Genomic DNA, 13111 nt, shown 5'->3' on the forward strand with positions numbered 1-13111 from the left:
GCCCCCGTGAAACCCGGCCGATCGGGGCGTGGCGCCTCTGGCCAACGCAGCTCGGCATTGGGCAGAATGCCCGTGCCGCAGGTCACAGCACTCCCGAGTGTCGAGACGGGGGGACCGTGGCCGAAGCGTGACCGATAAACTGTTCCACGGACGGCGCCGGGTGCAGCCCCCGCCGTCCGCCAATGATCAGCCAGCAGCCGCTGCAACCCCAGGGAGCGTTGTGTCCCGTCGCCTGTTCACCTCGGAGTCCGTGACCGAGGGTCACCCCGACAAGATCGCTGACCAGATCAGCGACACCATTCTCGACGCGCTGCTCCGCGAGGACCCCACCTCCCGGGTCGCCGTCGAGACCTTGATCACGACCGGCCTGGTGCACGTGGCCGGAGAGGTCACCACCAAGACGTACGCGGACATCGCGACGCTGGTCCGGAGCAAGATCCTCGAAATCGGCTACGACTCCTCGAAGAAGGGCTTCGACGGCGCCTCCTGCGGCGTCTCGGTGTCGATCGGCGCGCAGTCCCCGGACATCGCCCAGGGCGTGGACACGGCGTACGAGTCCCGTGTCGAGGGCGACGAGGACGAGCTCGACAAGCAGGGCGCGGGCGACCAGGGCCTGATGTTCGGCTACGCGACGGACGAGACGCCGACGCTGATGCCGCTGCCGATCTTCCTGGCCCACCGCCTGTCGAAGCGCCTGTCCGACGTGCGCAAGAACGGGACCATCCCGTACCTGCGCCCGGACGGCAAGACCCAGGTCACCATCGAGTACGACGGCGACAAGGCCGTCCGCCTGGACACCGTCGTGGTCTCCTCGCAGCACGCCTCCGACATCGACCTGGACTCGCTCCTGGCTCCGGACATCAAGGAGTTCGTCGTCGACCCGGAGCTCAAGGCGCTGCTCGACGAGGGCATCAAGATCGACACGGAGAACTACCGCCTCCTGGTCAACCCCACCGGCCGCTTCGAGATCGGCGGCCCGATGGGTGACGCCGGTCTGACCGGCCGCAAGATCATCATCGACACCTACGGCGGCATGGCCCGCCACGGCGGCGGCGCCTTCTCCGGCAAGGACCCGTCCAAGGTCGACCGCTCCGCGGCGTACGCCATGCGCTGGGTCGCCAAGAACGTGGTCGCAGCGGGTCTCGCCACCCGCTGCGAGGTCCAGGTGGCGTACGCCATCGGCAAGGCCGAGCCGGTCGGTCTGTTCGTCGAGACCTTCGGCACCGCCAAGGTCGACACGGAGAAGATCGAGAAGGCGATCGACGAGGTCTTCGACCTCCGTCCGGCCGCCATCATCCGCGACCTCGACCTGCTCCGCCCGATCTACTCCCAGACGGCGGCGTACGGCCACTTCGGCCGCGAGCTTCCCGAGTTCACCTGGGAGCGGACGGACCGCGTGGACGCGCTGCGCAAGGCCGCGGGGCTGTAAGTCCCAGCAGGGCGGCGGGGCCACAGGCCCGGCGCCGCCGCGGTACGTCGCGAGGCCCGGCACCCTTCGGGGCGCCGGGCCTCGTCGTGCGTCCGGTGCGGGCGGACGGGTACTCGGGGCCCGCCGGATGTCAGTGGCGTTTGGTAAGAATGCAAGCGTGAGCAGCGAGAACGAACAGGCGGGCGGCGGCGCGGAAGGTGCGCCGCCCGAGCAGCTCGCGCTCATCCGGGAGAGTGTGCGCAAGGCCAGGACGCCCCGGGCGAAGCCGCGGACCTGGCGGGGGGCCGCGCTCGCCAAGGACCTGCCCGTCGCGCGGGTGCTCGTCGACAAGGGCGTGCTCCATCTCGACCGGTACTTCGACTACGCCGTGCCCGAGGAACTGGACGAGCAGGCTCAGCCCGGCGTGCGGGTGCGGGTCCGGTTCGGGGCCGGGCGACACCGGGTGCGGGACGGGCGGCGCGAGGGCGGCGGGCTGATCGACGGGTTCCTCGTCGAGCGGCTGGCCGAGTCCGACTACACCGGGCCGCTGGCCGCCCTCGCCCAGGTCGTGTCGCCCGAGCGGGTACTGAGCGAGGAGCTGCTCGGGCTGGCCCGGGCGGTCGCCGACCGGTACGCGGGCAGCCTCGCCGACGTCCTGCAACTCGCGGTGCCGCCGCGCAACGCCCGGGCCGAGCAGCGCCCCTCGCCCGCACCGCTGCCGCCGCCCCCGACGCCCGATGCGGGCTCCTGGCAGCGGTACGAGCGGGGAGCGGCCTTCCTGGAGTCGCTGGCCTCCGGCGGTGCGCCACGGGCCGTGTGGAACGCGCTGCCCGGCCCGGAGTGGAGCGAGGAGCTGGCCCGGGCCGTCGGGGCGACGCTGGCCTCCGGTCGCGGCGCGCTCGCCGTCCTGCCCGACGGGCGGGCGGTCGCGCGGGTCGACGCCGCCCTGACCGCCCTGCTGGGGGAGGGGCGGCACGCGGTGCTCACCGCCGACGCGGGGCCCGAGAAGCGGTACGCGCAGTGGCTCGCGGTCCGGCGGGGCTCCGTCCGGGCCGTGATCGGGACCCGGGCCGCGATGTTCGCACCGGTCCAGGACCTCGGACTGGTCGCCATCTGGGACGACGGGGACGACAGCCACAGCGAGCAGCACGCCCCGCAGCCCCACGCACGCGAGGTGCTGCTGCTGCGGGCTGCCCAGGACAAGTGCGGCTTCCTGCTGGGCAGCTGGGGCTGCACGGTGGAGGCCGCGCAGCTCGTCGAGAGCGGGTGGGCCCGCCCGCTGGTCGCCGGGCGTGACCAGGTGCGCGCCACCGCTCCGCTCGTCCGCACCGTCGGGGACGGAGACCTCGCCCGGGACGAGGCCGCCCGGGCCGCCCGGCTGCCGACCCTCGCCTGGCAGGTCGTCAGGGAGGGCCTGCGGCACGGTCCGGTGCTGGTGCAGGTGCCCCGGCGGGGGTACGTGCCGCGCATGGCGTGCGCCAACTGCCGGGCGCCCGCGCGGTGCCGGCACTGCTCCGGGCCGCTGGAAACGCGGGACGGCGGCGCGTTGTGCTGCGGGTGGTGCGGCCGTGAGGAGAGCGGCTGGCACTGCCCGGAGTGCGGCGCCTTCCGGCTGCGCGCCTCGGTGGTGGGCGCGCGGCGGACCGCCGAGGAACTCGGACGGGCCTTCCCCGCCGTTCCGGTGCGGACCTCGGGTCGTGAACACGTGCTCGACACGGTGCCGGGGGCGCCCGCCCTGGTGGTGAGCACGCCGGGGGCCGAGCCCGTCGCCGAGGGCGGATACGCGGCGGCGCTGCTGCTGGACGGGTGGGCCATGCTCGGGCGGCCCGACCTGCGGGCCGGAGAGGACGCGTTGCGGCGGTGGATCGCGGCCGGGTCGCTCGTCCGGCCGCAGCCGGCCGGCGGCACGGTGGTGGTCGTGGCCGAGCCGACGCTGCGGCCCGTCCAGGCGCTCGTACGGTGGGACCCCGTCGGTCACGCGGTGCGGGAGCTCGCCGAGCGGGCCGAGCTGGGGTTTCCGCCGGTGTCGCGGATGGCCGCCGTGTCGGGGCCGGCGGAGGCGGTGGCGGAGTTTCTCCGGACGGCCGAACTGCCGCCGGAGGCCGAGGTGCTGGGACCGGTGCCGTTGCCCGTCCCCGCGGCGGGGCGACCGCGGCGGGCGGGAGCGCCGCCGCCCGGGGAGCAGTGGGAACGGGCGTTGGTCCGGGTGCCGCCGGGGAAGGGGGCGGCGCTGGCCGCCGCCCTGAAGGCCGCGCAGGCCGCGCGGATGGCCCGGGGGAGTGCGGAGCCTGTCTGGGTGCGGATCGATCCGGCTGACATCGGGTGAGCCGCTGCCGGGGTCCGGCGGGGCGGCTTTCGCACGACACCGGGACGGCAGCGTCCGGATACGTCGCTGCCCTCCCGGAAGTGCTCCGGGAAGGCAGGGGACAGGAGGGTGGCTCAGCCGTTGCGGGGGCCGGGGAAGGCCGTCGGCCTCGCCTCGTCGCGGAGGGCCGGGCTGCCCGCCGTCGGCTGGGTGGGCATGGAGCGGGCCGCCGGGACCGTCGGGACCGTGGGAAGGCCGGTGTTCACACTGACCGAGCGGGAGCCCGACGGCTCCGGTGTGCGCTCCGCCTCGGCCGCGGCCGGCTGGGCCGAGGCCCGGCGTGCGCCGTAACGGCGGTGGACCGCCTGTTTGGTGACTCCGAGCGCGGAGCCCACCGCGTCCCACGAGAAGCCGAGTGAGCGGTCGAAGTCCACGGCCGCCGTGACCAGGGTCTCGACACTGTCCCGCAGCTCCTGGGCGAGACGTACCGTCGGGGCGGGGGCGCGTCCGTAGACGACGAAGCCCGTGGAGGGGCCGGAGCGGCGCGGGCGGTAGACGTTGCCCAACTGGGCGGTGAGTGTGCGCAGTGCGTCCACCTGCCGGCGGACCCGCTCGATGTCCCGCACCAGCAAGTGCAGGCTGGCCCGAGCCTGGGCGTCGTGGGTTGCGTGGTCGGCCATGAACAAGCCTCTCGAACCGGCGTTGAAAGGAATGGGCCGCGATCGCGGCCCGATGTGGTCAACTCTGTCTTGACCAACGCGGATTCGCTCCGCGGGTCACGGTGTGGGGGCGTGGGGGCATATGCGTGCGCCTGTTTGCGCGGGGTGTGCGCCTCAGCCTTCGGCCATCGGCTTTGGTCTCCCACCCGCGCACCGCCCGTAACTCTCCACCAAGTGGCCCGGCTCTCCCGTGGGTGGCCGGGCGCCGTCGGCGGCTCTCCGTGTCCGGCTCATAGACTTGGGCGTTGCCCGTCATCGACCCCCGTCCGAGAGGCCCCCACCACCCCATGAAGCTCGTCTTCGCCGGTACACCCGAGGTCGCCGTTCCCGCTCTGGACGCTCTTCTCGCCTCTGAGCGGCACGAGGTGGCCGCTGTCGTCACGCGGCCCGACGCGCCGGCCGGGCGGGGGCGCAGGCTCGTCGCGTCGCCCGTCGCCGAGCGGGCGGAGGAGGCCGGGATCGAGGTGCTGAAGCCGGCGAAGCCGAAGGACCCCGAGTTCCTGGAGCGGCTGCGGGAGATCGGGCCGGACTGCTGTCCCGTCGTCGCCTACGGCGCCCTGCTGCCCCGCGTCGCTCTCGACGTCCCCGCGCACGGCTGGGTCAATCTGCACTTCTCCCTGCTGCCCGCCTGGCGCGGTGCCGCGCCCGTGCAGCACGCCATCATGGCCGGGGACGAGATCACCGGGGCTTCCACCTTCCTCATCGAGGAGGGACTCGACTCCGGGCCGGTGTACGGGACGGTCACCGAGGAGATCCGGCCCACCGACACCAGCGGGGACCTGCTGACGCGGCTGGCCTTCGCCGGTGCCGGGCTGCTCGCGGCGACCATGGACGGGATCGAGGACGGCACGCTGAAGGCCGTACCGCAGCCGGCCGACGGCGTCAGCCTGGCCCCGAAGGTCAACGTCGAGGACGCTCACATCGACTGGAGCGCTCCCGCGCTGCGCGTCGACCGGATGGTGCGGGGCTGCACTCCGGCCCCCGGCGCCTGGACCATGTTCCGCGGTGAGCGGCTCAAGCTCATCCAGGTCGCCCCCGTGCCGGACCGGACGGATCTCGCCCCGGGGCAGATCTCCGCCAGGAAGAACAACGTGTACGTCGGCACCGGCTCGTACGCCGTCGAGCTGCTCTGGGTGCAGGCCCAGGGCAAGAAGCCGATGCGGGCGGCGGACTGGGCCCGCGGGGCGCGGATCACCGAGGGCGAGCGGCTCGGGGGCTGACGCGGCGACACGTCCGGGGCGGCGTAGGCTGGACGGCGCACTTCTTCTCACACCCGGAGCACCTTTTTCGTGAGCGACCAGCCCCGTCGGCCCCGTACGTCCGGCAAGCCCTACCGGCGGCCCAAGAAGGACCCCGTCCGCATCCTCGCCTTCGAGGCGCTGAGGGCCGTGGACGAGCGGGACGCCTACGCCAACCTCGTCCTCCCGCCGCTGCTGCGCAAGGCGCGGGAGAAGGAGGGACCCGAGAACTTCGACGCCCGGGACGCGGCGCTGGCCACCGAGCTGGTGTACGGCACGCTGCGGCGGCAGGGGACGTACGACGCGGTCCTCTCGGCCTGCGTGGACCGGCCGCTGGGGGAGGTCGACCCGCCGGTGCTGGACGTGCTGAGCCTCGGCGCGCACCAGCTGCTCGGGACCCGGATTCCGACGCACGCGGCGGTGTCCGCCACCGTCGAGCTCGCCCGGGTCGTGCTCGGCGACGGGCGCGCCAAGTTCGTCAACGCCGTGCTGCGGAAGGTCGCGCAGCACGATCTGGACGGCTGGCTGGAGCGGGTCGCGCCGCCGTACGACGACGATCCCGAGGACCATCTCGCCGTCGTCCACTCGCATCCGCGGTGGGTCGTGTCGGCACTGTGGGACTCCCTCGGCGGTGGCCGCGCCGGCATCGAGGACCTGCTGCGCGCCGACAACGAGCGGCCCGAGGTCACCCTGGTGGCCCGGCCCGGGCGGGCCACCACCGAGGAACTGCTCGAAGAGGACGCTGCCGTGCCGGGGCACTGGTCGCCGTACGCCGTGCGGCTGACCGAGGGCGGTGAGCCGGGCGCCGTCGCGGCGGTGCGGGACGGACGAGCGGGCGTGCAGGACGAGGGCAGCCAGCTCGTGGCGCTCGCCCTCGCGGGCGCGCCGCTGGACGGGCCCGACCGGCGGTGGCTGGACGGGTGTGCGGGGCCCGGCGGCAAGGCCGCGCTGCTCGGCGCCCTCGCGGCCCAGCGGGGCGCGCTGCTCGTCGCCTCCGAGAAGCAGACCCACCGCGCCGGGCTCGTGGCCAGGGCGCTGGAGGGCAACCCCGGGCCGTACCAGGTGATCGCCGCGGACGGGACGCGTCCGGCGTGGCGGCCCGGCAGCTTCGACCGCGTGCTGGTCGACGTGCCGTGCACCGGGCTCGGTGCCCTGAGACGACGCCCCGAGGCACGCTGGCGGCGCCGGCCGGAGGACCTGGAGGGGTTCGCGCCGTTGCAGCGCGGCCTGCTGCGCACCGCCCTGGAGTCGGTGCGGGTCGGCGGCGTCGTCGGCTACGCGACCTGCTCGCCGCACCTCGCCGAGACCAGAGCCGTGGTCGCCGACGTCCTCAAGCAGTACCCGGACACCGAGCTCCTCGACGCCCGGCCGCTGCTGCCCGGCGTACCGGATCTCGGCGAAGGGCCCGACGTGCAGCTGTGGCCGCATCTGCACGGGACCGACGCCATGTACCTGGCGCTCATCCGCCGGACCGGCTGACCCCCGCTCCGACGCTCTCCCGGTCGGCCGCACCGCCGTCCTCCCCGGCCAGCCGGTGCGGCCACCACACCTTCGGACCGATGTCCAGGAACAGCGACGTCACCAGGACTGAGCGCACGACGAACGTGTCGATGAGGACGCCGAGGGCGACCGCGAAGCCGATCTCGGCGAAGGCGACCATCGGGAGGGTGCCGAGGGCGGCGAAGGTGCCGGCCAGGACCAGGCCGGCGGAGGTGATGACGGCGCCGGTGGTGGCGAGCCCGGTGACCACGCCCGTTCTGGTGCCCTGGCGGGCCGCCTCCTCGCGGATGCGGGTGGTCAGGAAGATGTTGTAGTCGATGCCCAGGGCGACCAGGAACACGAAGACGAACAGCGGGAAGTCGGTCGCCTCGCCCGCGTAGTCGAAGACGTACCGGAACGCGAGCGCGCTGATGCCGAGGGCCGCCGCGAACGACAGGATCACCGTCCCGATCAGCAGCAGCGGGGCGATCAGCGCGCGCAGCAGGACGCACAGGATCAGCAGGACGACCGCCAGCACCAGCGGGATGATCAGCACGTTGTCGCGGGTGATCGCCTCGTCCATGTCCACGAGGCCGGCCGTACCGCCGCCCACCTTGGCATCGGCGTCCGGTACCGCACGGACGGCGTCCCGTACCCGCTCCACGGTCTGTTTCGCCGCGTCGCTGTCGGCCGGGGCGGTCATCGTGGCCTCGAAGAGGACCCTGCCCTGGAAGGACGGTTTCGTGCCCGGCGGCAGGCCCAGCGACTGCGGGACCACGCCCGGCGTGGCGGCGACCGCGCGGCCCACCTGCTGGGCCTGCGCCTGGTCGCTGACGATGACGAGCGGGCTGCCGCTCCCGGCCGGGAAGTAGCGTGCGGAAACCTCCTGGCCGACGATCGAGTCCGGTTTCCCGGTGAACGCGTCCGCGTTGCCGATGCCCTCGGCGCGCAGCTGGATCAGGCCCAGCGAACAGACCGCCAGGGCCAGTGCCGTGACGGCCCAGGTCATGCGCGGCCGGCGGGCGATACGGCGGCCCGTGCGCGCCCAGATGCCGCGCTCGGTCGGGTCGGGCGTGCCGTAGTGCGGGATCGCCGGCCAGAAGATCCACCGGCCGACGATCACCAGCAGCGCCGGGAACAGGGTCATCATCGCCAGCAGGGCGACGGCGACACCGATCGCGGCGACCGGGCCCAGGCCGCTGGTCGAGTTCATCTCGGCGACCAGCAGCACCAGCATGCTCAGCACGACCGTCGCGCCGGAGGCGAGCACCGCGGGGCCTGCGCGGTGCAGTGCCAGGGCCATCGCCTCGTGCCGGTCCTCGTGCCGGCGCAGCTCCTCCCGGTAGCGGGCGACCAGCAACAGGGCGTAGTCCGTCCCCGCTCCGAAGACCAGCACCGTCAGGATGCCGGCGCTCTGGCCGTTCACCGTCAGGCCCGCGTGCTCGGCCAGCAGATAGATCAGCGCCTGGGAGGTGAACAGCGCGCAGACCACGGAGACCAGGGGGACCAGCAGCAGGGTCAGGCTGCGGTAGGTGATGAGCAGCATGACGATGACGACGGTCATCGCCGCGAACAGCAGTGTCGAGTCGATGCCCTCGAAGGCCTCCGAGAAGTCCGCCGACGTGCCGCCCGGGCCCGTGATGTGCACGGCCAGGCCGCCGCCGCCCTCGCCGACGTCGTCCCGGACGGAGTCGACGGCGGGCGCGATCCGCTCCCAGCCCTTCTCGTCCATCGTGATCGGCACGAAGACCTGCGCCGCCCGCGGATCGGTCTGCCGGTCGAAGACCGGCCCCCGGGTCTCCGCACCCCGGATGCCGTGGTCACGCAGCTCCTTGAGCTGCCGCACGTCCTCGGCGATCTCCGCCCGGTCCCGGGCCGTCAGCCCGCTGTCCCGGGCGTAGATCACGACCGCCGGGATCTGCTCCGGCCGGAAGTCCTCGGAGATCTCCAGCACCTGCGTCGACTCCGCGGACCCCGGCAGCCAGGACGACGCGTCGTTGTCCTGGGCGTCGGTGAGCTTCATCGCGAGGGGTGCCGTCACGAACAGCACCACCACCCACAACACCAGCACCAGCCACTTGGCCCGCCGACCGCAGACGAGATGTGCGACGCCCTGTTTCACGGCAACCCCCTCTGCGACCCGGGACCGATGCCCACAACCCCCGGAGGGCATGGCAGTCTTAGGTCATGGCCGCGCAGATCAACCCCAGCATCCTGTCCGCCGATTTCGCCCGCCTCGCGGACGAGGCGAAGGCCGTGGAGGGAGCCGACTGGCTCCACGTCGACGTCATGGACAACCATTTCGTCCCGAACCTCACGCTCGGTGTGCCGGTCGTAGAGTCGCTCGCCCGTGCGACGGACACCCCGCTGGACTGCCATCTGATGATCGAGGCCCCCGATCGGTGGGCGCCCCAGTACGTCGAGGCGGGGGCCGGTTCCGTCACCTTCCACGTCGAGGCGGCCGCCGCCCCGGTCCGGCTCGCCCGGGAGATCCGCGCCAAGGGCGCCCGCGCCTCCATGGCGCTGAAGCCCGCGACCCCCATCGAGCCGTACGAGGACCTGCTCCCCGAGCTCGACATGCTGCTGATCATGACGGTCGAACCGGGCTTCGGGGGACAGGCCTTCCTCGACATCATGCTTCCGAAGATTCGCCGCACCCGCGAGTTGATCAGCAAGCACGGTCTGGAGCTCTGGCTCCAGGTCGACGGCGGAGTCTCCGCTTCCACTATCGAGCGGTGCGCGGACGCCGGAGCCGACGTCTTCGTGGCCGGATCGGCGGTCTACGGGGCAAACGACCCGGCAGAGGCAGTACGTGCACTACGCACGCAGGCGGATGCGGCGACCGCCAAGGCCTCCTGGGCCTGCGACCACTGAGCCACAGCAAAGTGAACGGCTCTCATCAGGGCTGATCATCCGCGCCGGATCTGCAAGGATGAACGGCGAATCCAGAGTGTGAACAGCAGTGAGGAGATCGCCGTGTCGGGTATGTCGGCGGGCCGGTCAGCCATGCGGATGGGACCCGCTGAGCTGGTGCAGGCGGCGGCCATGGCCCGCCGCTTCTACCTCGAGGGCAAGTCCAAGATCCAGATCGCGGAGGAGTTCGGCGTCAGCCGCTTCAAGGTGGCCCGGGTCCTGGAGACCGCCCTCGAGCGGGATCTCGTGCGGATCGAGATCCGTGTGCCTGCGGAGCTGGACGCCGAGCGCTCGGACGCGCTCCGCGCCCGCTACGGCCTCAGGCACGCCGTCGTGGTCGAGTCCCCGGCCGACGCCGAGGAGTCGCCCGACCCCGAGAACCTGGGAGAGGTGGCCGCCGACCTGCTCGGCGAACTGGTCAACGAAGGAGATGTGCTGGGCCTGGCCTGGGGCCGCTCCACCATCCACATGGCAGCGGCGCTCGACCGGCTGCCGCCCTGCACGGTGGTGCAGCTGACAGGCGTGTACGACGCCGGGACTGCCGAGCGCGGCTCCGTCGAGGCGGTACGCCGTGCCGCCCAGGTGTCCGGCGGTGACGCGCACCCCATCTACGCGCCGATGCTGCTGCCCGACGCGGCCACGGCCACGGCACTGCGCAACCAGACGGGGATCGCCCGGGCCTTCGAGCACTTCGACAAGGTCACCGTCGCCTGCGTCTCCATCGGCTCCTGGGAGCCGGGCATCTCCACGGTGCACGACATGCTCAGCGACGAGGAGCGCGCGCACTACGCCTCCCTGGGTGTCGCCGCCGAGATGTCCGCGCACCTCTTCGACTCCGAGGGCCGAAGGGTCGGCCGGGACCTGGGCGAGCGGTGCATCACCGTCAAGGCAGACCAGCTCCGCCGAATCCCCGAGGTCGTCGCGATCGCCGGCGGACAGCGCAAGGGACCCGCGATCGACGCGGTGCTGCGGTCCGGGCTCGTCACCAGCCTGGTGACGGACACGTCGGCCGCGGACTATCTGATGACGGCGGGCCCGGCACCGAAGTCCGCGCTCAACAGGTCCGACCCGGACGGAGTCTGACAGATGGTCAGCCAGTCGCACGAGGTGCCGGACGACCCGGCCGGCCGGATCGTGCTCGTGCTGGACCTCGACGGGGTCACGGACAAGGCGGGCCTCATGGACCGCTGCGCCCGTGACCTGGCCCTGCCCGAGTGGTTCGGCCGCAACTGGGACGCCCTCGCCGACTGCCTGGCCGACCCCGGCCTCTGGCCCGAGGGAGCCGTGGAGCGGGGGCTGCTGGTCGTCGTCCGGGGCTGGCGGGCGTACGCCGAGAAGCGGCCCGAGGAGTGGCAGGTCGCGGAGGAGATCTTCGCCGAGGCGACGGACCGGGGCCCGGGTCTCTTCGTGACCCTCGGCCTTGGAGCATCCTCCGAACGAGGCCCTGACCAGCCTGGATGATCCGCTGGGGGTTGTTCGCGGGCTCGTCATGGGAGAATGAAGTACGTGCTCTTTTCCCCCTGGCCGGCCGGTCGGGGGGTCACCTCTGATCGACTGGGATGTGCAGCACGTGCGTTTCCTCAATGACATCCAGCCCGGGTACGACCTGACGTACGACGACGTCTTCATGGTGCCGAGCCGCTCCTCGGTGGGCTCGCGGCAGGCCGTCGACCTCAGCTCCCCGGACGGCACGGGCACCACCATCCCGCTCGTCGTCGCCAACATGACCGCCATCGCCGGGCGCCGCATGGCCGAGACCGTGGCCCGTCGCGGCGGCCTCGTCGTCATACCGCAGGACATCCCGATCGACGTGGTCACCGACGTCGTCTCCTGGGTCAAGAGCCGCCATCTGGTCCTGGACACCCCGATCATGCTGGTGCCCCACCAGACCGTCGCGGACGCGCTGTCCCTGCTGCCCAAGCGCGCGCACAACGCCGGAGTCGTCGTCGACGAGAACCACCGGCCGGTCGGCGTGGTCACCGAATCCGACCTGTCCGGCGTGGACCGGTTCACGCAGCTGGGCGAGGTCATGTCCCGGGACCTGCTGCTCATCGACGCGGACATGGACCCGGGCGAGGCCTTCGACACCCTCGACCACGCCAACCGCCGCTACGCCCCCGCGGTCAACGAGGACGGCACGCTCGCCGGCATCCTCACCCGCAAGGGCGCCCTGCGCGCCACGCTCTACAAGCCGGCCACGGACGCGCAGGGGCGCCTGCGGATCGCCGCCGCCGTCGGCATCAACGGCGACGTCGCCGGCAAGGCCAAGCAGCTCCTGGACGCGGGCGTCGACACACTCGTCATCGACACCGCGCACGGCCACCAGGAATCGATGATCAGCGCCCTGAAGCTGGTGCGCGACCTCGACCCGCAGGTGCCGATCGTCGCGGGCAACGTGGTGGCCGCCGCGGGCGTGCGTGACCTGATCGAGGCGGGCGCGGACATCGTCAAGGTCGGTGTCGGACCCGGCGCCATGTGCACCACGCGCATGATGACCGGCGTCGGTCGGCCGCAGTTCTCCGCCGTCCTGGAGTGCGCCGCCGAGGCCAGGAAGTACGGCAAGCACGTGTGGGCCGACGGCGGGATCCGCCACCCGCGCGACGTGGCCATGGCCCTCGCCGCCGGCGCGTCCAACGTGATGGTCGGCTCCTGGTTCGCGGGCACCTACGAGTCCCCGGGCGACCTCCAGCACGACGCCCAGGGGCGCGCCTACAAGGAGTCCTTCGGCATGGCCTCCGCCCGTGCCGTGCGCAACCGCACCTCGGAGGAGTCGGCGTACGACCGGGCCCGCAAGGCGCTGTTCGAAGAGGGCATCTCCACGTCCCGGATGTTCCTCGACCCGGCCCGCCCGGGCGTCGAGGACCTGATCGACTCGATCATCGCGGGCGTCCGCTCCTCCTGCACCTACGCCGGCGCGGGCTCCCTGGAGGAGTTCGCCGAGAAGGCCATCGTCGGCATCCAGAGCGCCGCCGGCTACGCCGAGGGCAAGCCGCTGCACGCCAGCTGGAACTGACGGTCCCCACACCCTCGTCCAGGCCCCCGACGAAAA

The 13111-nt window shown here is 72.7% G+C and carries 10 protein-coding genes; 8 read left to right on the plus strand and 2 right to left on the minus strand.

The features are described from left to right. Positions 1-220: 220 nt before the first annotated feature. The gene (gene metK / locus MQE23_RS36290) at positions 221-1429 is read left to right on the plus strand and encodes a methionine adenosyltransferase (protein WP_243381336.1); all 1209 of its coding nucleotides are present in this window, start codon (positions 221-223) and stop codon (positions 1427-1429) included. Between the two features lie 157 nt (positions 1430-1586). Continuing rightward, on the plus strand, positions 1587-3734 hold the full coding sequence (locus MQE23_RS36295; RefSeq protein WP_243381337.1) for a primosomal protein N': 2148 nt from the start codon (positions 1587-1589) through the stop codon (positions 3732-3734). Positions 3735-3847: 113 nt separating this feature from the next. On the opposite strand, the gene MQE23_RS36300 is transcribed toward MQE23_RS36295, so the two are convergent. Beyond that, positions 3848-4393: a hypothetical protein gene (locus MQE23_RS36300; protein WP_037670065.1), complete on the minus strand. Its 546-nt coding sequence runs from the start codon at positions 4391-4393 to the stop codon at positions 3848-3850. Between the two features lie 326 nt (positions 4394-4719). On the opposite strand from MQE23_RS36300, the gene fmt reads away from it, so the two are divergent. Both fmt and MQE23_RS36310 read left to right on the plus strand, forming a co-directional pair. Then, entirely contained in the window at positions 4720-5652 is a 933-nt protein-coding gene (gene fmt, locus MQE23_RS36305; protein WP_020273542.1) for a methionyl-tRNA formyltransferase, read from the plus strand. A gap of 69 nt (positions 5653-5721) precedes the next feature. Beyond that, the gene (locus MQE23_RS36310; RefSeq protein WP_243381338.1) at positions 5722-7149 is read left to right on the plus strand and encodes a transcription antitermination factor NusB; all 1428 of its coding nucleotides are present in this window, start codon (positions 5722-5724) and stop codon (positions 7147-7149) included. Here the strand turns inward: MQE23_RS36310 and MQE23_RS36315 are convergent. Then, positions 7130-9322 carry an MMPL family transporter gene (locus MQE23_RS36315; RefSeq protein ID WP_051185607.1) on the minus strand — a complete coding sequence of 731 codons (2193 nt, stop codon included), beginning with the start codon at positions 9320-9322 and terminating at the stop codon, positions 7130-7132. The genes MQE23_RS36310 and MQE23_RS36315 overlap by 20 nt on opposite strands. A gap of 14 nt (positions 9323-9336) precedes the next feature. Here MQE23_RS36315 and rpe point away from each other — a divergent pair, with 14 nt between their 5' ends. From rpe to MQE23_RS36335, 4 genes are all read left to right on the plus strand, one after another. Then, entirely contained in the window at positions 9337-10023 is a 687-nt protein-coding gene (rpe, locus tag MQE23_RS36320; RefSeq protein WP_243381339.1) for a ribulose-phosphate 3-epimerase, read from the plus strand. A gap of 78 nt (positions 10024-10101) precedes the next feature. Then, positions 10102-11145 carry a sugar-binding domain-containing protein gene (locus MQE23_RS36325; RefSeq protein ID WP_020273537.1) on the plus strand — a complete coding sequence of 348 codons (1044 nt, stop codon included), beginning with the start codon at positions 10102-10104 and terminating at the stop codon, positions 11143-11145. Positions 11146-11169: 24 nt separating this feature from the next. Beyond that, positions 11170-11523, plus strand: coding sequence for a barstar family protein (locus MQE23_RS36330; RefSeq protein WP_037670069.1), 354 nt, complete (start codon positions 11170-11172; stop codon positions 11521-11523). Positions 11524-11632: 109 nt separating this feature from the next. Continuing rightward, a complete protein-coding gene (locus MQE23_RS36335; RefSeq protein ID WP_037670068.1) occupies positions 11633-13075 on the plus strand; it encodes a GuaB1 family IMP dehydrogenase-related protein in 1443 nt (480 codons plus the stop codon). Positions 13076-13111 lie beyond the last annotated feature (36 nt).

Origin of the sequence: Streptomyces sp. HP-A2021 (assembly GCF_022807935.1) — a bacterium.
Lineage (GTDB): Bacteria > Actinomycetota > Actinomycetes > Streptomycetales > Streptomycetaceae > Streptomyces > Streptomyces afghaniensis.

Excerpts from the sequence above, each read along its gene's own strand:
- MQE23_RS36300 (WP_037670065.1), bottom strand. The coding sequence starts at position 4,393 with ATGGCCGACCACGCAACCCACGACGCCCAGGCTCGGGCCAGCCTGCAC.
- fmt (WP_020273542.1), top strand. The coding sequence starts at position 4,720 with ATGAAGCTCGTCTTCGCCGGTACACCCGAGGTCGCCGTTCCCGCTCTG.
- MQE23_RS36315 (WP_051185607.1), bottom strand. The coding sequence starts at position 9,322 with ATGCCCTCCGGGGGTTGTGGGCATCGGTCCCGGGTCGCAGAGGGGGTT.
- rpe (WP_243381339.1), top strand. The coding sequence starts at position 9,337 with ATGGCCGCGCAGATCAACCCCAGCATCCTGTCCGCCGATTTCGCCCGC.